Origin of the sequence: Pseudomonas koreensis (genome assembly GCF_036668835.1) — a bacterium.
Lineage (GTDB): Bacteria > Pseudomonadota > Gammaproteobacteria > Pseudomonadales > Pseudomonadaceae > Aquipseudomonas > Aquipseudomonas koreensis_I.
In genome coordinates, this window is record NZ_JAZEVW010000003.1 from 741,358 (window position 1) to 761,052 (window position 19,695).

General features: G+C 59.1%; 17 protein-coding genes. 3 read left to right on the forward strand and 14 right to left on the reverse strand.

Annotation, left to right across the window (positions count from 1 at the left end; translation table 11 throughout):
- Positions 1-49: 49 nt before the first annotated feature.
- Positions 50-2,008, reverse strand: coding sequence for a DNA primase (dnaG, locus tag V6F91_RS12570; protein ID WP_332764799.1), 1,959 nt, complete (start codon positions 2,006-2,008; stop codon positions 50-52).
- A 486-nt stretch (positions 2,009-2,494) separates the two neighbouring features.
- The gene (rpsU, locus tag V6F91_RS12575) at positions 2,495-2,710 is read right to left on the reverse strand and encodes a 30S ribosomal protein S21 (protein ID WP_002551877.1); all 216 of its coding nucleotides are present in this window, start codon (positions 2,708-2,710) and stop codon (positions 2,495-2,497) included.
- 199 nt (positions 2,711-2,909) lie between these two features.
- Here rpsU and tsaD point away from each other — a divergent pair, with 199 nt between their 5' ends.
- A complete protein-coding gene (gene tsaD / locus V6F91_RS12580) occupies positions 2,910-3,935 on the forward strand; it encodes a tRNA (adenosine(37)-N6)-threonylcarbamoyltransferase complex transferase subunit TsaD (RefSeq protein ID WP_332764801.1) in 1,026 nt (341 codons plus the stop codon).
- A gap of 20 nt (positions 3,936-3,955) precedes the next feature.
- On the opposite strand, the gene plsY is transcribed toward tsaD, so the two are convergent.
- Positions 3,956-4,525, reverse strand: coding sequence for a glycerol-3-phosphate 1-O-acyltransferase PlsY (gene plsY / locus V6F91_RS12585; protein ID WP_332764803.1), 570 nt, complete (start codon positions 4,523-4,525; stop codon positions 3,956-3,958).
- Positions 4,526-4,599: 74 nt separating this feature from the next.
- On the opposite strand from plsY, the gene folB reads away from it, so the two are divergent.
- Positions 4,600-4,956 (forward strand): dihydroneopterin aldolase, encoded by a 357-nt coding sequence (gene folB, locus V6F91_RS12590; RefSeq protein WP_332764805.1) that lies wholly within the window; start codon positions 4,600-4,602, stop codon positions 4,954-4,956.
- On the forward strand, positions 4,947-5,465 hold the full coding sequence (gene folK / locus V6F91_RS12595; protein WP_332764807.1) for a 2-amino-4-hydroxy-6-hydroxymethyldihydropteridine diphosphokinase: 519 nt from the start codon (positions 4,947-4,949) through the stop codon (positions 5,463-5,465). The genes folB and folK overlap by 10 nt, the downstream gene beginning before the upstream one ends.
- Before the next feature lie 95 nt (positions 5,466-5,560).
- Here the strand turns inward: folK and V6F91_RS12600 are convergent, their stop codons facing one another.
- The 11 genes from V6F91_RS12600 to V6F91_RS12650 all read right to left on the reverse strand — a co-directional run bounded on the left by V6F91_RS12600 (position 5,561) and on the right by V6F91_RS12650 (position 19,657).
- Entirely contained in the window at positions 5,561-6,790 is a 1,230-nt protein-coding gene (locus V6F91_RS12600; protein WP_332764809.1) for a multifunctional CCA addition/repair protein, read from the reverse strand.
- A 63-nt stretch (positions 6,791-6,853) separates the two neighbouring features.
- A complete protein-coding gene (locus tag V6F91_RS12605; protein ID WP_332764811.1) occupies positions 6,854-8,416 on the reverse strand; it encodes a SpoVR family protein in 1,563 nt (520 codons plus the stop codon).
- Complete coding sequence (locus tag V6F91_RS12610; protein WP_332764813.1) at positions 8,413-9,684, reverse strand: YeaH/YhbH family protein; 1,272 nt, start codon at positions 9,682-9,684, stop codon at positions 8,413-8,415. Before V6F91_RS12610 ends, V6F91_RS12605 begins: the two co-directional genes overlap by 4 nt.
- A gap of 116 nt (positions 9,685-9,800) precedes the next feature.
- Positions 9,801-11,723 carry a PrkA family serine protein kinase gene (locus V6F91_RS12615; RefSeq protein ID WP_332764815.1) on the reverse strand — a complete coding sequence of 641 codons (1,923 nt, stop codon included), beginning with the start codon at positions 11,721-11,723 and terminating at the stop codon, positions 9,801-9,803.
- A 295-nt stretch (positions 11,724-12,018) separates the two neighbouring features.
- Entirely contained in the window at positions 12,019-12,348 is a 330-nt protein-coding gene (gene glpE, locus V6F91_RS12620) for a thiosulfate sulfurtransferase GlpE (protein ID WP_332764817.1), read from the reverse strand.
- A gap of 34 nt (positions 12,349-12,382) precedes the next feature.
- Positions 12,383-13,264 (reverse strand): symmetrical bis(5'-nucleosyl)-tetraphosphatase, encoded by an 882-nt coding sequence (locus V6F91_RS12625; RefSeq protein WP_332764819.1) that lies wholly within the window; start codon positions 13,262-13,264, stop codon positions 12,383-12,385.
- Positions 13,264-13,644 carry a Co2+/Mg2+ efflux protein ApaG gene (gene apaG, locus V6F91_RS12630; protein WP_332764821.1) on the reverse strand — a complete coding sequence of 127 codons (381 nt, stop codon included), beginning with the start codon at positions 13,642-13,644 and terminating at the stop codon, positions 13,264-13,266. The genes V6F91_RS12625 and apaG overlap by 1 nt, the downstream gene beginning before the upstream one ends.
- A gap of 113 nt (positions 13,645-13,757) precedes the next feature.
- Positions 13,758-14,576, reverse strand: a complete 819-nt coding sequence (gene rsmA, locus V6F91_RS12635) for a 16S rRNA (adenine(1518)-N(6)/adenine(1519)-N(6))-dimethyltransferase RsmA (RefSeq protein ID WP_332764823.1) — start codon at positions 14,574-14,576, stop codon at positions 13,758-13,760.
- Entirely contained in the window at positions 14,573-15,562 is a 990-nt protein-coding gene (gene pdxA, locus V6F91_RS12640) for a 4-hydroxythreonine-4-phosphate dehydrogenase PdxA (RefSeq protein WP_332764825.1), read from the reverse strand. Before pdxA ends, rsmA begins: the two co-directional genes overlap by 4 nt.
- Entirely contained in the window at positions 15,559-16,881 is a 1,323-nt protein-coding gene (surA, locus tag V6F91_RS12645) for a peptidylprolyl isomerase SurA (protein ID WP_332764827.1), read from the reverse strand. The genes pdxA and surA overlap by 4 nt, the downstream gene beginning before the upstream one ends.
- On the reverse strand, positions 16,856-19,657 hold the full coding sequence (locus V6F91_RS12650; RefSeq protein ID WP_332764829.1) for an LPS-assembly protein LptD: 2,802 nt from the start codon (positions 19,655-19,657) through the stop codon (positions 16,856-16,858). Before V6F91_RS12650 ends, surA begins: the two co-directional genes overlap by 26 nt.
- Positions 19,658-19,695: the final 38 nt, after the last annotated feature.

Below are 19,695 nucleotides of genomic sequence, written 5' to 3' on the forward strand. Positions count from 1 at the left end.
GGTCTTGGCGGGCAAAAAACAAGCCGAGGATTATACCTGAGCTATGACCTCACGCGCCAGTTGAGGTCGGGTTTGATGCGCAAACATTGCGACTTAAAAGGTCGCGCAGTTGATTTTTCTCTTCGACGCTCAGTTCGCTTTGCCGCGCTTTCCTGAGTAACTGTTCGAGATTTCGCTCGCGTTGGCGGGCTGACAAGCTAGTAATGGTGTCGAAAAACTGTTGTTCAAGGTTTTCTCCGTCAATCAGCCATTCCTTTTCCGCCAGTGCCTTGAGCAAGCGTCCCTGTTCAGTGCCGTGCCATCGCGCGATCAACTGAAATGAGTTTAGCTGGGGATTCTTCTGTACGGCTTCAAGCAGTGCCACAAGTAACTGGGCATTGGTCTGATTTTCGTCGGCAATATGACCGGCATCTTCGACGCGCCTGGCCAATTGCGGGTGATGAAGCAGTGTGCGCAGGGCGGTCAGGGTCGGCGACTCGACACCGATCGGCGTGCGCGGGCGTTGCTGATCGCGATCGCCGCCACGCTTGCCGTTCTTGTCCCAAGGCTTCTTGTCCCACTTCTTGCCGCCGGCGCCGGGTTTTTTTGACGTCCATTCCTGCTGCGGCACATACATGTCCTGCGCCTGATGGTAGTCGCCGTAGTCCGGCATGGCGTCGTAATCGATACCGGGATCGTAAGCCGGCGGCGCCTCTTGTGGCGCGCTCTGCGCGAGCTGGCTGACGGTTTCGCTGCTCAGGCCGGTGATTTCGCTCAGGCGCTGACGCATCAGAATTCGCAGGTTGGCGCCCGGTACCTTATCGATCAGCGGCGCGGCGAGTGTAGCCATGTGCGCCTTGCCTTCGAGCGAGCGCGGGTCGGCTTCTTCGGTCAGTTGCTGGAAGAAGTAGTCGGCGAGCGGCTGCGCATGCTGATTGATCCGCGCTTTGAAAGCATCGGTGCCCTCGGCGCGGACCAGGGTGTCCGGGTCTTCCCCTTCGGGCAGAAACAGGAACCGCGCACGCCGCCCGTCCTGCAGGCAGGGCAGGGTAGCTTCGAGTGCTCGCCATGCGGCGTTGCGACCAGCCTGATCACCGTCGAAGCAGAACAGCACGTTCGGCACGACGCGAAAAAGCCGCTTCAAATGTTCTTCGCTGGTGGCGGTACCCAGCGTGGCGACGGCATTGCGCAAGCCTTGCTGGGCGAGGGCGATGACGTCCATGTAACCCTCGACGACGATGATTTCGTCGAGGTTGCGATTATTCTTGCGAGCTTCATAAAGACCATAGAGTTCCTGGCCCTTATGGAACACCGGAGTCTCCGGTGAATTCAGGTACTTGGGCTTGTCGTCACCCAGCACGCGGCCGCCGAACGCGATGATCCGGCCACGGGTGTCGCGGATCGGGAACATCACGCGATCGCGGAAGCGGTCATAGCGTTTGCCGGTTTCGGCATTCTCGATCAGCAGGCCGGCGTCGATCATGGCCTTCTGTTGCAGGGTATCGCTGCTCAAATGCTTGAACAGGTTGTCCCAGCCCGGCGGCGCAAAGCCGAGGCCGAAGTCCCTGGCGATCTCGCCGGTCAGTCCGCGTCCCTTGAGGTAATCAACCGCGGCTTTACGCGCGGGATGGCTCTTGAGCGCCTGCCGATAAAAATCGGCGGCAGCGGTCAGCAGTGGATACAACGGCGAATCGGTCGGTTGCCGGGGTTTGCGCTCGCGACCGCTTTCTTCGCGGGGGATTTCCATGCCGGCGGCTTTGGCCAGATCTTCGACGGCCTGGGGGAAGTCCAGGTTGTCGTGATCCATCAGAAAGCCGAGAGCATTGCCGCCGGCGCCGCAGCCGAAGCAATAGTAGAACTGCTTGTCAGGGCTGACGCTGAAAGACGGGGTTTTCTCTTTGTGGAACGGGCAACAGGCGGTGTAGTTCTTGCCGGCCTTCTTCAGTTGCACGCGCGAGCTGACCACGTCGACGATGTCGGTGCGGTTCAGCAGGTCGTCAATGAAGCTCTGGGGTATCAGCCCGGCCATGGCGTTCTCGTCGTCTGCGCTGTAAAAAGTCCGTTGCGACAGGCTGTCGGACGCGGGTCTTTGTTGGAAGCACACAAAATGTGCGGCTCGACCGGTGTCGTCTGCATGATCGCTGTCGGGAAGTGTATCTGCCGAAAATCCACTGACGTTAGTACCTATCAGTCTTCGACTATTTGAAAGTGTTGCGCTGAGTCCGCTGACGGCCGGTAAAAGGCCTCGGATAGCTCAATAAAGCGGGCACACATGAGGTGCCTTGGGCTGATCGTCGTAAGAGGAATCAGTGGGTGTGCTCGTCAGTAGCCTTGAAAGGCTCGTCAGAAAAGACGTGCACCGCTGGCAAAAAAAGCCAGGCCTGACGCGGTGAAGCGGATTTGTCTCGGTCGCATCTGCGGCGTCGACGGTGAAGCATCAAGCGTTTTACGCAAATGCCATTAGCCCGGCAGTGAGCCGGGCTTAGGCAAGAAGCTTGCTACGAACGTCTGTGTATTAGTACAGACGAACGGCGCGGCGCTGTTCGCGCTGAACTTTCTTGGCGTGACGCTTGACAGCAGCTGCTGCCTTGCGCTTACGCTCAGAAGTTGGCTTCTCGTAAAATTCGCGGCTACGAACTTCAGCCAGTACACCGGCTTTTTCGCAGGAGCGCTTGAAACGACGCAGAGCTACGTCGAAGGGTTCGTTCTCTTTTACTTTGACGGCTGGCATCCAGAGCTACCTTCATTCATTACCGGGGTCAACATCCTCGCGGCAAAAGAGCACTTGAAGACGTCGGTTTTTAAGGGTTGCGGATGTTAACCCCTCATCGCTCGGAATGCAAAGCCTCTGATCGAAAACCGCTGGTCGGGGCATCACGCGGCGACTATTATGCGCGCCTTCGAATTCAGCCTAAACAAGGCGCAAACCCATGCTAGTACTGGGATTAGAAACCTCCTGCGACGAAACCGGCGTCGCATTATATGACAGTGAACGCGGTCTGCTGGCCGACGCGCTGTTCAGCCAGATCGACCTGCACCGCGCTTACGGCGGAGTAGTGCCCGAACTGGCCTCGCGTGACCACGTCAAACGCATGCTGCCCTTGATCCGTCAGGTGTTGGCCGAGGCCGACTGCGTACCCACCGAGATCGATGCGATCGCCTATACCGCAGGTCCCGGCCTGGTTGGCGCGCTTCTGGTCGGTGCTTCCTGTGCCCAGGCGCTGGCATTTGCCTGGGGCATTCCGGCGCTCGGTGTGCACCACATGGAAGGCCATCTGCTGGCGCCGATGCTGGAGCCGAAACCGCCGCAATTCCCGTTCGTCGCTTTGTTGGTGTCCGGCGGGCATACGCAGTTGGTTCAGGTCGATGGCATCGGCCAATACAGCCTGCTCGGCGAGACACTCGACGATGCCGCCGGCGAAGCGTTCGACAAGACCGCGAAAATGATGGGCCTTAATTATCCCGGCGGTCCGGAAATCGCCAAGCTGGCAGAGAAGGGCATTGCAGGACGTTTCACTTTCCCGCGTCCGATGTGTGATCGCCCGGGTCTGCAATTCAGTTTCAGTGGTCTGAAAACCTCTGCTCTCAACGCCTGGCAACAGTGCGTCAGCGCCGGGGACGACGGCGAGCAAGCCCGCAGCGACATTGCGCTGGCGTTCCAGCAGGCCGTGGTGGAGACTTTGACCATCAAGTGCAAGCGCGCGCTGAAACAGGCGGCCATGAAGCGTCTGGTGATCGCGGGCGGTGTCAGTGCCAACAAGGCTTTGCGGGTCTCCCTGGAGAAAATGCTCGGCGACATGCAAGGCGAGGTGTTTTATGCCCGTCCCGAGTTCTGCACCGACAATGGTGCAATGATCGCCTTTGCCGGCTGTCAGCGCCTGAAGGCCGGTCAGCAGGAATCCTTGGCGATCAGCGTGCAGGCGCGCTGGCCGATGGAGCAGTTGTCGCCGTTGTAATGGGCGCTCGGCAGCGGTATTCAAAAATGCCGTTCGCGCCCGGCAAACAGGTCGCGTAGATTGCCGCGGTGGCGCCAGACGATCAGCAGCGTCAGCGCGCTCATCGGCAGCAGTGCCGCCGGTTCCTGCCAGGCCAGCAGCGGCAGGGTCAGTGGCGTGGCAATCAGCGCCGCCAACGAGCTGGTACGGGTCAGATAGAAGGTCAGCAACCAGGCGCAAACGGCCAGCAACGCGGCGGGCGGATACAGGCCCAGCAGCATGCCGGCAGCGGTAGCGACGCCTTTGCCGCCACGGAAACGGAAATACAGCGGGAACAGGTGACCGATTACGGCGCACACGCCGATCCACGCCTGATCCTGCACCGACAGGCCCGCAGCCGCTGCGATCAGTACCGGCAGCAGGCCTTTGCACAGATCACCCAGCAGGGTCAGGATCGCCAGTTTGCGACCGGCCAGGCGCAGCATGTTGGTGGCGCCGGCATTGCCCGAGCCACTCATTCGCGGGTCCGGATTTCCGGTCAGGCGGCTGAGCAAAATGGCGAAGGACAGCGAGCCGAGCAGGTAGGCGAGAATCGCCAGTAACCAAAACATGCTAACTATTCCGGGCGAGGACGCCCTGATTCTAACGGCGCATTGCGCCCTTGTCGTGCAGCGGAGAGAAGTGCTTGGACAGAGTGTTTATCGAGGGCCTGGAAGTCGACACCGTCATCGGTGCCTATGACTGGGAGCGAGGCATCCGCCAGTGCCTGCGACTTGATCTGAGCTTCGCCTGGGACAATCGCCCGGCCGCCGCCGGTGACGACCTGACCCTGGCGCTTGACTACGCCAGCGTTTCCACGCGCATTCAGGCCTTTGCCGAGCAGGCGCAGTTTCAGTTGGTCGAGACCTTCGCCGAGCGTCTGGTCGAAGTGCTCATGAACGAATTCAACATCACTTGGGTTCGTCTGAAACTCACCAAGCCCGGCGCGGTGCCGGCGGCCAGGGGCGGCGTGGGTGTGGAGATCGAGCGCGGATGTCGCTGACTCAGGTCTACCTCGGGCTCGGTAGCAATATCGACCGAGAAACTCATTTGCGCGCCGGGCTCGATGCTTTGGCGACGTTTCTGGTGGATGTCCGCTGTTCGGCGGTGTTCGAAAGTCAGCCGGTGGGTATCAAGAGCGGTCCTTTTTTCAATTTCGTGGTGTCAGCGCAAACCGATCTCCCGCTGATGGAGCTGGATCGGCGACTGAAATTCATCGAGGCGGACAATGGCCGCTACGCCCCTGATCGCAAAGGCTTGCCGCTGGATATCGACGTGCTGTTGTACGGCGATCTGGCCGGCAATTTCGATGGTTTGGTGCTGCCGCGGGCAGAAATTCTGAAAAATGCGTTTGTGCTGTGGCCGCTGTCGCTGATTGCTCCGGATCGGGTGCATCCGGGTGTGGGAAAAAGCTTCGCGACGCTGTGGGCCGAGGCGCAGATTGATCAGGTGTTGGCGCCGGTGGCATTCGAGTGGCGAGGGCAGCAGCTTACGCCTCCGGATTTACACTGAGTTCAAGGGCGCGATCGCGAGCAGGCTCACTCCTACATTTGGGATGCGTTCCCCTGTAGGAGGGAGCCGGGTCCGGGCGGCGATCCGACGAAGCTTTAAGCAGACGCCGCGTCTTTGTAAGCCTTCAATGCTGAAAGCCGTTCGCGCTTCAGTGCTTCGCCCAGCGCCGGTCCCTTGAATCCCTTTTCCAGCAACGGCTGCACCGCCACACCACGCGCTGTGGTTGCAGCACCACGCAAGTAATCCGCCTGTGGATAACTCCGCTGCTCCAGGCCTTTGCGTCCACGGGCGTCCATTTCGCAGGCAGCAATAAACTCTTCAAAACGCTGCGGGCGACGGTATACATCGAAGCTTTGCAGCAATTCCAGCAGTGTCGAAGCCTTCAATTCCAGCGCCCGGTGGCCATGGGTGTGGTACTGGCCGACCAATAATGCCAATTCCTGGCAATCCTTCGGTGCCTTGAAGCGCTCGTTGACCGCCTTGATCAGCTTCAATCCGGTGTGCTCGTGGGCAATGTGCCGTGGCCAATCTTCGTGTGGCGTCAGCCCTTTGCCGAGATCGTGCAACAGGCAGGCCCAGCGCACAGTCATTGGCTGTTTATGCAGCGCCGCCTGTTGCAGCACGCTTAGGGTGTGCAGCCCGGTGTCGATTTCCGGGTGGTGTGTTTCTGGTTGCGGCACGCCGAACAGCGCGTCGACTTCCGGCATCAGCACTTTCAGCGCTCCGCAGTCACGCAGCACCTGAATGAACACCTGCGGCTGATTTTCCATCAAGGCTCGGGAAATTTCCTTCCAGCTGCGCTCAGCGGTCAATGCCTGCAGTTCACCGGATTCGCTGAGCTGGCGCATCAACTGCAGAGTTTCTGGTGCAACCGTAAAGCCCAGGCCTGCATAACGCGCGGCGAAGCGGGCGACGCGCAGCACACGCAAAGGATCTTCGGCGAATGCCGGGGAAACGTGGCGCAGGATTCGCGCTTCAAGATCGCGCTGGCCATGGTACGGATCGGTCAGATTCTGCTGATCGTCTTCGGCCATGGCGTTGATGGTCAGGTCCCGGCGGACCAGGTCTTCTTCGAGGGTAACTTCGGGGCTGGCGTAAAACGTGAAGCCGCCATAACCGCGACCACTCTTGCGCTCCGTACGGGCGAGGGCATATTCCTCGCCGGTTCGCGGGTGTAAAAACACCGGAAAATCCGCGCCAACCGGGCGGAAGCCCTGAGCGAGCATTTCTTCGGTCGTTGCGCCGACGACGACCCGGTCGATATCGGTGACCGGCAACCCCAACAGGCGATCACGTACCGCGCCGCCAACCTTGTAAACCTGCATAAAAAACCTCCGTTAGCCCGACAGGATAACCCTTGCGCCAGACTTTCGGAGGCCAAAACCGGCTCAAAGATGTATCACGGCCAGATCGAGTCGACCGTAATCCCCTTCGCTGTGTTCACTGCGAGGCGGAACGTGGTGGGTTTTCATGATCTGGTCGCCCTGCAGGGTTTCCAGGTGAATGTCGAAGCCCCAGAGTCGATGAAGGTGTTTGAGTACCTCGTCAGTTGAATCGCCCAACGGTTTGCGATCGTGCTGTTGATGGCGCAGGGTCAGCGAACGGTCGCCGCGTCGATCAATGCTATAGATCTGCACGTTCGGTTCACGATTACCGAGGTTGTATTGTGCCGCCAGAGTCTCACGGATGATCCGATAGCCGCCTTCGTCGTGAATGGCAGGCACCAGCAGGTCGTCTTTCTGGTCATCGTCGAGAATGCTGAACAGTTTCAGGTCGCGAATCACTTTCGGCGACAGGTACTGCAGGATGAAGCTCTCATCCTTGAAGCTGCTCATGGCGAACTTGATGGTCGACAGCCAATCGGTACCGGCGATTTCCGGAAACCAGCGGCGATCCTCCTCGGTAGGCTCTTCACACATGCGCCGAATGTCGCGATACATGGCAAAGCCCAGTGCGTACGGGTTGATGCCGCTGTAATAGGGGCTGTCAAAACCCGGCTGGAACACAACGCTGGTGTGTGAAGTGAGGAATTCCATCATGAAACCGTCGGTGACCAGCCCTTCGTCGTACAGGTCGTTCATCAACGTGTAATGCCAGAACGTTGCCCAGCCTTCGTTCATCACCTGGGTCTGGCGCTGTGGATAAAAATACTGGGCAATCTTGCGCACGATCCGCACGATCTCGCGCTGCCACGGCTCCAGCAGCGGCGCATGCTTTTCGATGAAGTAGAGGATGTTTTCTTGCGGCTCGGCCGGAAAGCGTGCGTTGTCCTTGTCGCTGTACTTGTCCGCACCTTTGGGAATGGTGCGCCACAGATCGTTGATCTGTTTCTGCATATGCTCTTCGCGATCCTTCTGCCGGCGCCGCTCTTCTTCGGCAGAGATCGGATAGGGACGCTTGTATCGGTCGACACCGTAGTTCATCAGTGCATGGCAGGAGTCGAGCAGGTCTTCCACTGCATCGATGCCGTGCCGCTCCTCGCATTGCATGATGTACTGCTTGGCGAACACCAGGTAGTCAATGATCGAACTGGCATCGGTCCAGGTGCGGAACAGATAGTTGCCCTTGAAGAAACTGTTGTGACCATAACAAGCGTGCGCCACTACCAGTGCCTGCATGCAGATGGTGTTCTCTTCCATCAGATAGGCAATGCATGGATCGGAGTTGATCACAATCTCGTAGGCCAGGCCCATTTGCCCGCGGCTGTAGGATTTCTCGGTGCTGAGGAAGTGCTTGCCGTAAGACCAGTGGTGGTAACCCAGCGGCATGCCCACCGATGCATAGGCGTCCATCATTTGTTCGGCGGTAATCACTTCGATCTGGTTGGGATACGTATCCAGTGCATAGCGGGCCGCAATACGAGCGATTTCGCGGTCGTAGGTCTGGATCAGCTCGAACGTCCATTCCGAGCCGGTGGAAATGGGTTGGCGCTTCTGCTCTTTGGCGGTCATGTCACTAACCTGCGCTGGAAGAGTTCACGGAAGACCGGATAGATATCTCCGGCCGAGACCAGTTGCTGCTGGGCAAACGTGTCAGAAAAGGCTTCGGCGATGCGTTCGTATTCGTACCACAAGGCCTGATGTTCGCGCGGGGTAATCTCCACATAAGTGTAGTACTGCACAAACGGCATGATCTGGTTGATCAGAATATCGCGGCAGATCGGCGAGTCATCGTTCCAGTTGTCGCCGTCGGATGCCTGGGCCGCGTAAATATTCCATTCGTTGCTCGGATAACGCTCGGCCATGATCTCCTGCATCAGTTTCAAGGCACTCGAAACGATGGTGCCGCCGGTTTCCCGCGAATAGAAAAACTCCTCCTCGTCGACTTCCCGCGCACTGGTGTGATGGCGGATGAACACCACATCGATCTTGTCGTAATTGCGCTTGAGGAACAGGTACAAGAGGATGAAGAAGCGCTTGGCGATGTCCTTGGTCGCTTGGGTCATCGAACCGGAAACGTCCATCAGGCAGAACATCACGGCTTTCGAACTGGGGTTCGGCTGTTTGATCAGCAGGTTGTATTTCAAATCGAAGGTATCAAGGAATGGCACGCGATGGATGCGCGCGCTGAGTTTTTCGATTTCCGCCTCCAGTTCCTGAATATCGCCGAAGTTGTCCGGTTCTTCGCGCCGCAGACGCTCCAGCTCTGCCTTGACCTCGCGCAACTTCGCCCGACTGCTGCCGGACAGGGCGATACGCCGTGCATGTGCCGAACGCAGGGTGCGGATGATGTTGATCCGTGACGGGTTGCCTTCGTTGCTGATCCCGGCGCGCACGGTTTTGAAGGTGTCGGTGCCACTGAGGTTGCGCTTGATCAGGTTCGGCAGTTCGAGGTCTTCGAACATGAACTCGAGGAACTCTTCCTGGGTGATCTGGAAGACGAACTCGTCCATGCCCTCGCCGGAGTTGCCGGCCTTGCCCGGGCCGCGTCCGCCACCGCCGCCCGGCGGACGGGCGATGTGTTCGCCTGCGGTGAATTCCTTGTTGCCGGGATGAACCACAGTCTGCTTGCCGCCGCGACCATGGTGAAGCACCGGTTCGTCGATGTCGCGACCGGGAATGCTGATCTGTTCGCCGTGTTCCATATCGGTGATGGAGCGCCGGCTGACCGCCTCTTCGACGGCCTTCTTGATGTGGTCACGGTAACGCCGCAGGAAACGCTGACGGTTCACCGTGCTCTTGTTCTTGCCATTGAGGCGTCGGTCGATCACATAGCTCATAGGCCCCTCCGGGGAGCTTCAAGTTTTGAGCTGCAAGCTGCAAGTACAAGCGAATGGCCCTTATTCGGGGGTTACGCGCTCTTCTTGCAGCTTGTGGCCTGTAGCTTGCAGCTGCCTCACTGCGACTTGCGGACCCGCAGGTACCATTCGGACAGCAGTCGTACCTGTTTATCGGTGTAGCCACGTTCAACCATGCGTGTAACGAAGTCGTTGTGTTTTTGCTGGTCCTCTTTGCTGGCCTTGGCGTTGAAGCTGATAACCGGCAGCAGATCTTCGGTGTTGGAAAACATTTTCTTCTCGATGACCACCCGCAGTTTTTCGTAGCTGAGCCAGGTTGGGTTCTTGCCGTTGTTGTTGGCCCGGGCGCGCAAGACGAAGTTGACGATCTCGTTGCGGAAATCCTTCGGATTGCTGATACCGGCCGGTTTTTCGATTTTCTCCAGTTCTTCGTTGAGCGCGACGCGGTTGAGGATCTCGCCGGTTTCGGGGTCGCGGTATTCCTGATCCTGAATCCAGAAGTCCGCGTAGAGCACGTAGCGGTCGAAGATGTTCTGACCGTATTCGCTGTAAGACTCGAGGTAAGCGGTCTGGATTTCCTTGCCGATGAACTCGATGTAGCGCGGCGCGAGGTATTCCTTCAGATAGCGCAGATAGCGCTCGCGGGTCTCCGCCTGGAACTGTTCCTGTTCGATCTGCTGTTCCAGTACATAAAGCAGGTGGACCGGGTTGGCGGCGATTTCATGCGGGTCGAAGTTGAACACTTTCGACAGTATCTTGAAGGCGAAGCGGGTCGACAGGCCGTTCATGCCCTCGTCAACACCCGCCGAGTCGCGATATTCCTGAATCGACTTGGCCTTCGGATCGGTGTCCTTGAGGTTTTCACCGTCATAGACGCGCATTTTCGAATAGATATTGGAGTTGTCCGGCTCCTTGAGACGCGAAAGCACAGTGAACTGCGCCAGCATCTTCAACGTGTCCGGCGCGCAGTGCGCCTTGGCCAGTGAACTGTTGAACAGCAGTTTGTCGTAGATCTTCACTTCGTCACTGACGCGCAGGCAGTACGGTACTTTGACGATGTAGATCCGGTCGATGAAGGCTTCGTTGTTCTTGTTGTTGCGGAAGGTATGCCACTCCGATTCGTTGGAGTGCGCGAGCAGAATCCCGGTGAACGGAATCGCGCCGAGACCTTCGGTACTGTTGTAGTTGCCTTCCTGAGTCGCTGTCAGGAGTGGGTGCAGCACCTTGATCGGTGCCTTGAACATTTCGACGAATTCCATCAGGCCCTGGTTGGCCCGGCACAGTGCACCGGAATAGCTGTAGGCGTCGGCGTCGTTCTGTGGGTATTCCTCGAGTTTGCGGATGTCGACTTTACCGACCAGTGCGGAAATGTCCTGGTTGTTCTCATCGCCAGGTTCGGTCTTGGCCACCGCGATCTGATTGAGAATCGACGGGTACAGTTTGACCACGCGGAACTGGCTGATGTCGCCGCCGAATTCAGCCAGGCGCTTGGTCGCCCATGGCGACATGATGGTATTGAGGTAGCGCCGCGGAATACCGAAGTCTTCTTCGAGAATCGCGCCATCTTCGGTGGCGTTGAACAGACCCAGAGGCGATTCGAATACCGGTGAGCCCTTGATCGCGTAGAAGGGCACTTTCTCAATCAGCTGTTTCAGCTTCTCGGCCAGGGACGATTTACCGCCACCAACGGGACCAAGCAGATAAAGGATCTGTTTCTTCTCTTCCAGGCCCTGAGCGGCGTGGCGGAAATACGAAACGATCTGGTCGATGCATTCTTCCATCCCGTGGAAGTCTTCAAAGGCCGGATAGCGGCGGATCACCTTGTTGGAGAAGATGCGCGACAGCCTCGAGTTGGTCGAAGTGTCGAGCAGTTCCGGTTCGCCAATCGCCAGCAGCAGGCGCTCGGCGGCGGATACATAGGCGCTACGATCCTTTTTGCACAGTTCCAGGTACTCCTGCAGGGAGAATTCTTCCTGGCGTGTGGATTCGAAGCGTTGTTGGAAGTGGCTAAAGATACTCATGACGTCACCTCGCTCGATACGTGGAGCCGACGCCGGATCACTCAGTCGATGCTGGCAACAGCCACAGTGGCAGCCGTTGTTTACCCCCCAGAACTCTCCCGCAGTGGACAACTGCGGAAGCTACTCCCGATGACCCGTGCGCCGGTGTACCGGCTCTCCCCTGTTTTGGATGGCCTGCGCTTAAGGATAGTTGGGAATTCGAGAGGTAAAGGCGAGATACGTAATTAGTTGTGGCAGACCGTTTGTCTGCCTCGCGCAGGCCCGCGGAAGCCGGGGGCTGCGCGTGACAAAAAAATTATTCCTCGCTGCCTTGCGCAGTTTCCGAAGGATAAGTCGTACGCCACAGCTCAAAGCCACCGTCCATGCTGTAGACGTCGGAGAAGCCCTGGCCCACCAGATAGGCGGCTGCGCCCTGGCTGGAATTGCCGTGATAGCAGACTACGACGGTCGGTGCATCGAGATCGGCGCCCTGAATGAAAGCGTGCAGAGAATGGTTGTCCAGATGCTTTGAGCCGGCGATGTGCGAAGCGGCATAAGTCGCAGGGTCGCGGACATCGACCACGACGGCGCCTTTTTCACGCAGTGCCTGGGCCTGCTCCGGGGGGATTCGTTTGAATTCGGTCATGGCTGTGTTCCTGTTGCTCAACTGATAACGCAGTCTAACGCGGTGCGCCGACTGGAGAAGTTTCGGGAATGGATGGCGCGACTGAAGGTGCGAGTCCTCCACGTTCATCGCATTTGCACGACAGGCGTTCACCGCTGTCGACGTTCATCAGGGTCAGGCTGCCACCCCAGACACAGCCGGTGTCCAGCGCCGAGATACCCGGCTCGTGGATATTGCCTTCCAGCGCCGCCCAGTGACCGAAAATGATGCGCAGGCCGCGAGTCTTGCGTTCCTTGTGCTGGAACCACGGTTTATAGCCGGGCGGAGCAGCGTCGAGACCTTCCTTGCTTTTGAGGTCGAGCTTGCCTTCGGCGGTGCAGAAGCGCATGCGCGTGAAATAGTTGGTGATGACGCGCAAGCGCTCGACACCTTTGAGGTCGCTGTCCCATTTCGCTGGATCGTTGCCGTACATGCCATCGAGAAAGGCCGGCAGCATATTGTCATCGCGTAACGCCGTCTCGACTTCAGCGGCGCACTTCAAGGCGCGGCGCAGTGACCATTGCGGTGGAATGCCGGCGTGGACCATGGCGACATCGCGTTGCTCGTCGTAGTGCATTAGCTTTTGCTGACGCACCCATTCAAGCAGTACGGCGCAGTCTGGCGCTTCGATGATTTCTCGCAGCGTGTCGGATTTTTTCAGGCGTTCGATGTTTTTTGCGGCGGCGAGCAGATGCAGATCGTGGTTACCGAGTACGCAAACCAGCGACTCGCGCATGCTGTACAGAAAACGCAGGGTTTGCAGCGATTGTGGGCCACGGTTGACCAGATCACCCACCAGCCAGAGTCGATCCAGCACCGGATCGAACGCCACTTGCTTGAGCAGGCATTTGAGCGGTTCGAGGCAGCCTTGCAGGTCGCCGACGGCATACGTCGTCATCAGTGCAGGGCTCCGGGCACGGCGAGGCGGAACGGCTTGATGATCGCGTCGAAATGTTTGCCGTCATCGGCGACCATTTCATAGGTGCCCTGCATAGTCCCGACCTTGGTGGTCATCACCGTACCGCTCGTGTACTTGTGGCTTTCACCCGCGGCGATCAGTGGCTGCAGGCCGACAACGCCTTCACCGCGGACTTCTTCGACATGTCCGTCACCATCGGTGATCACCCAATGTCGCGACATCAGGCGCGCGGGCTGCTCGCCATTGTTCTGCACGGTGATGGTATAGGCGAAGGCGAAGCGGTCGTGCTCGGGTTGCGATTGGTCTGCCAGATAGCGGGTAACGACACTGACATCGACCTGGTAACGGGAATCGGACATGCAAGGGGCCTTAAACGAAGCGGAACGCGGGGCGTAGCTGATGGGGAATCAGTCTAGGCAAGTATCGGGCAGTAAACCAGAGTGGTGTGCTGCCCGATAGCGTTCATCGCCGGTCAGTCGGCGACGGGGGCGGCCGGGACTTGTACGGCGAGTTGATCGGCCAGGCGCACGAACGCGGCCAGATCCAGTTGCTCGGGACGCAGGCTGCCGTCGACGCCGGCGGCTTCGATTTCGGCATTGCTGAGCAGTTGCTTGAGCGTGTTGCGCAAGGTCTTGCGGCGCTGATTGAACGCTTCACGCACCACGCGTTCGAGCAGGCGATGATCCTTGGCCGGGTGCGGCAGTACTGCATGCGGCACCAGACGAACGATCGCCGAATCGACCTTCGGCGGCGGATTGAACGCGCCCGGGCCGACGTTGAACAGGTGTTCGACGCGGCAGTGGTACTGAACCATGATCGACAGACGACCCCAGTCGCCACCGCCAGGACCCGCGGCCAGACGCTCGACCACCTCTTTTTGCAGCATGAAGTGCATGTCGCGAATGATGCCAGCGTTGTTCAGCAGGTGAAAAATCAGCGGTGTGGAAATGTTGTACGGCAGGTTGCCGACCACGCGCAGGCTGTTCGGCGCGGCGTTGAGCGTGTTGAAGTCGAACTTCAGCGCATCGCCTTGGTGCAGGTTGAAATTGCTCTTGCCGGCAAACTGCTGGTTGAGGATCGGGATCAGGTCCTTGTCCAGTTCCACCACGTCGAGCTGTGCGCCGGAGGACAGCAGGCCGGCGGTCAGTGCGCCCTGGCCCGGGCCGATTTCCAGCAGGCGATCATCGGCCTTGGCATGGATGGAACGCAGAATGCGGTCGATAACGCCGGCATCGTGCAGGAAGTTCTGGCCAAAGCGTTTGCGCGCCTTGTGTTGGTATTGCTCGTTCATAAACGGGTCTCGGCCATCTGGTAGGCGGTTTCCAGGGCGACTTGCAGGCTGCCGGTGTCGATCTTGCCGCTGCCGGCCAGATCAAGCGCGGTGCCGTGATCGACCGAAGTGCGGATGATCGGCAGGCCCAGCGTCACGTTGACCGCAGCGCCGAAGCCTTTGTACTTCAGCACGGGCAGGCCCTGGTCGTGGTACATCGCCAGCACTGCGTCGCAGTGCTCCAGATACTTGGGGGTAAACAGAGTGTCGGCAGGCAGCGGGCCACGGAGGTCCATGCCCTCGCCGCGCAGGCGTTCCAATGTCGGTTCGATGATGTCGATTTCTTCACGGCCCAGATGACCACCTTCACCGGCGTGCGGGTTGAGTCCGCACACCAGAATCCGTGGCTGGGCGATGCCGAATTTGTTTTGCAGGTCGGCATGCAGGATACGCGTGACCCGCTCCAGCCGCTCTGGCGTTATTGCATCGGCAATCTCGCGCAGGGGCAGGTGAGTGGTGACCAGTGCCACGCGCAAACCGCGTGTGGCGAGCATCATCACCACTTGCGCGGTGTGAGTCAGGTCAGCGAGAAATTCGGTGTGCCCGGAGAACGCGATGCCTGACTCGTTGATCACGCCCTTGTGCACGGGCGCGGTAATCATCCCGGCGAAGTCGCCGTTCAGGCAGCCGTTGCCGGCGCGGCTCAGGGTGTCGAGGACGAACGCCGCGTTGGCCTTGTCCAATTGCCCGGCCACCACAGGGGTGCTGAGCGGCGTATCCCAGACATACAGGCTGTTGGCAGGCGCCGGGGCGTCCGGCCAGTAATCAGGGCCGACATCCAGCAGATCGACAGCCAGCCCCAGCTGCGCGGCCCGCTCGAGGAGCAGGTCGCGGCTGGTGACAGCAATCAGGGGATGTGGCTGGGCTTGCGAGGCGAGCAGCAGGCACAGGTCGGGACCGATGCCGGCTGGTTCGCCGGGTGTCAGCGCGAAACGCTTGGGTTTCACTGCGCTGCCTGGTCTGCACCAGGAAGTTTGATCTCTACGTACGCTTCGTCACGGATCTGACGCAGCCAGGTTTGCAGCTCCTCGTCGTACTTGCGGTTACGCAGGACGGTCATGGCTTGCTGCTCGCGGGCCTGTTCGGTGCTGTCGGTGGCGCGACGGCCGAGGACTTCCAGAACATGCCAGCCGTATTGGGTCTGGAATGGCTTGGACAGTTGACCTTGCGGGGTCTTGGCCATCACTTCGCGGAATTCCGGCACCAGTACGTTCGGGTCGATCCAGTTCAGGTCGCCGCCGTTGAGCGCCGAACCCGGGTCTTCGGAGTAATTTTTCGCCAGGGTGGCGAAATCTTCCCCGGCGGTGATGCGCTCATACAGCGACTTCACCAGCGCCTCGGTCTTGGCTTCGTCGCGAATCGGACTCGGTTTGACCAGAATATGACGAACATGCACTTCGTCGCGCATCTGCGCTTCGCCGCCACGTTTGCCCAGCAGTTTCAGGATGATGAAACCGCCCGGCGTGCGGGCAGGTTGAGTGATGTCGCCAACGGCCATGCTACTCAGCTCGCGATCGAACGGCGGTGGCAATTGCGCGGCTTTACGCCAGCCCATGTCGCCGCCTTCCAGTGCGTTGTCGCTGCCCGATTTCGCCACGGCCATCTGACCGAAGTCGGCGCCTTGCTTGAGCTGCTGGTAAACCTCCATGGCCTGACGCGCGGCGTTCTGAATCGCTTCAGAGTTGGCGCTTTCCGGGGTCGGAATCAGGATGTTGGCCAGGTGCAATTCTTCAGACAGTTGCATCTTGCCCAGATCGGAGGCGAGGAAGTTCTTCACTTCCTGCTCGGAGACCTGAATGCGCTCTGCCACACGACGCTGACGCACGCGGCTGATGATCATCTCGCGTTTGATCTGGTCGCGGGCATCGTCGTAAGACAGGCCGTCGCGAGCCAGCGCAGCACGGAACTGATCAATGCTCATGTTGTTGCGCTGGGCAATGGTGCCGACCGCCTGGTTCAGCTCTTCGTCGGTGATGCGGATGCCGGAGCGTTCGCCGATCTGCAACTGCAGGTTTTCGACGATCAGACGCTCGAGCACCTGTTGATCCAGCACGCCCGGAGGCGGCAAGCCGCCGCCACGCTTGGCGATAGTCTGCTGCACTTCGTGGACACGCTGGTCCAGTTGGCTCTGCATGACCACGTCGTTGTCGACGATCGCGACCACTTTGTCGATGGACTGTACGGCGGCGTTGGCCGCCGTACCCAGGAACAGCGCGCCCAGCATCAGCGGGCGCAGACAATCAGAAAGCTTGGTCTTCACGTTCACGATAACCTTGAATGCCTTTGTCGAGGAAGCTCTCTACTTTGGCGCCGGTGAGGCCGCCGAGTCCCTTCAGAACAATTTGGAGGAAGACGCCATGGTCGCCTTTTTCGTTTTGCGGAGCTTCCTGACTGAACTCGTCGTAAGAAACCCAGTAACGGTTGATCAGACGCAGTTTCCAGCAGCAGTTGTCGTACTCGAAACCGCCGAAGGCTTCCAGCGTACGGTTGCGGTTGTAGTCGTACTGCCAGCGGCTGATGGCGTTCCACTGCGGAACGATCGGCCAGATGACCGAGAAGTCATGCTGCTGGATCTTGTAGTAGTCCTTCACGTAGCCAGGCTGCCCCGGGGTGCCGTAGTCGCCGCCACCCACCGACCACTGACCGGTGTTCTGATCGTAGCGGACCTGGTCGTTGCGATAGCGATAACCGGCGTTGATAACCTTGTTCGGATTATCGGCAGGCTGGTAGTGGAACATTGCACTGCCGGAACGCGGGCTGCGGCTGTCCGGATCCCAGTTGTAGTCGGCAGTGGCGCGCCAGTCGCGGTTCCAGCGGTATTCGTATTCAAGCGCGTAAGGTGAAACGCTGGATTTGGAGTCTTCACGGGTTTTCGCATCAATGCCAGGCAACTGCACTTCGCGATTCTTGAAGTAGTAGGCCTGGCCCACGCTGATGCGCTGACGTTCAAAGCCGTTCTCTTCGATCCAGCGGCTGGTCACGCCCAACGACAGTTTGTTCTCGTCGCCGACGCGGTCTGCGCCGGAGAAACGGTTGTCACGGAACAGCGACGAATAGTTGAAGGTGTATTCGCTGGTATCGAATACCGGAATATCGGACTGATCTTCCTCTGGAACATAAAGATAGAACAGACGTGGTTCGAGGGTCTGGCGATAATTCTTGCCGAAGTAGGAAGTATCACGATCGAAGTACAAGCCGCCATCGATGCTGGCAATCGGTACGCCACGGTTCTGGTTGCTGTCGAACTTGCCGTAAAGTTTCTGGTTTTCCGGCGACAGTGCATTGATCTGCGACTTGCCGGTATTGTCCAGATCAAGCTGGTACTGAGTGTACTGATACTTAAGCGACGGCTTGAGGAAGCCATACGTCCAGTTCATCGGCAGACTGACGCCCGGCTTCAGATTCAGACGGTCGCCGTTGGCACGGGCCAGGCCGGTAATGTTGTTGTCCAGGCGCGACTCGGTGGTGATGCCGTCTTCCTGAACAAACGTGCCGCTGCGCAAGTCACGATCGAAACGAACCAGCTCGGTTTCGTAATCGAAGTTCAAGCCTTCCGGGTGGTACGGCAGTTGACCGTTGAAGGTGATCTGCGGCAAACGACCGTATGGCGTGATGTTCGAGACAGTCGCCAGTTGGTATTGCTGGGCATTCAGGCGCGCAGTGTAGCTGTCACCACGATAGGTGACGGAACCCTGCTGATTGACGTAGTCGTCGCTTTTGACACCGATCTGATCGGTCTGCAGATCCTGGAAATAATACGGATCGCTGATCTTGGTGTAATCAACCTGGGTGAGCACGCGGGAGTCGAGACCGCCCTTGTGCTGCCAGTTGTACATATAGCGCGTCTCGTTGTAATCGGACTGGCGCTTGCGATCGTCGTTCTCGTCGTTGAGGTACGACGCACCGAACTGACCTTCACTCGACTTGGTCAGGTAACGGAACTCGCCTTCGACCAGCATGCCGCGCTTGCTCATGTAGCGCGGATACAACGTGGCGTCATAGTTTGGCGCCAGGTTGAAGTAGTACGGCGTGACCAGCATGAAGCCGGTATCGCTGCCACTGCCGATGGTCGGCGGCAGGAAGCCCGACTGACGACGGTCGTCGATCGGGAAGTAGATGTACGGCGTGTACAGGATCGGGATGTCTTTGACGCGCAACGTCACGTTGGTCGCAGTACCGAAACCGGTGGCCGGGTTCAGGGTGATGTTGTTGCCCTTGAGCTGCCACGCGTTGCTGTTCGGTTCGCACGTAGTGTACGTGCCGTCCTTCAAGCGGATGATCGCGTTTTCGGCACGCTTGGCGTACAGCGCGTTACCGCGGATGCGCGATTTGTGCATCACGTATTCGGCGTTGTCGACCTTGGCTTCGCCGGTGTCGAGCTGCACATCGGCGTGATCGCCAACAATCAGCGCGCCGTTGTCGCGGATGCGTACGTCGCCATTGAGTTCGGCGCGGCTCTCGGCCTGGTAGAGGCTGGCCTCGTCGGACTCGACCTGCATGCTGCCCTGACGCAGGACGACATCACCGGCCAGCGTACCGACTTGATCATCGGTGTTATAGCGCGAGGCTTTTGCGCCGATAAAGGTCGGAGCGTCGCTTTTGCTCGTCTTGTCGTTCATGCCAGGACGAGTCGGCTCGATGTAGGCGCCGGAGCAGTAAGGCCCGGTCTCGGCCAGTTGGGCGGCCGTGAGCTTCTCGCGCGGAACCCAGTCGAGGTGACTGTAGTCTTCGCTACGGGATTTCAGACCGCGGCCCTTGGCTTCGGTGACGAGTGCGGTTTTCGGGCCGGTGTCGGCCGTCGAACCGTTCTCGCTCGGCGCATCGCCGGTGGCGCTGACGGCACTGCCGTCATGCACCGGGCGCGGCGGCAACGCAGCGGCCGGTGATTTGGGCGCACAGTCCCAACCACCCGTAGCCGAGACAGAGCAGTCATACTGCTCGGCGGCAACAACGAATTGACTGGCCAGAGGTTGCATAGCCAGCAGACTGCCGGTTACCAACAACGGAAATTTTTTACGAAACGCGGGGGATTTCAATGCCATCTTATTAGTCCGGGCTTCCTGCGTGCCATCTGCCCGCG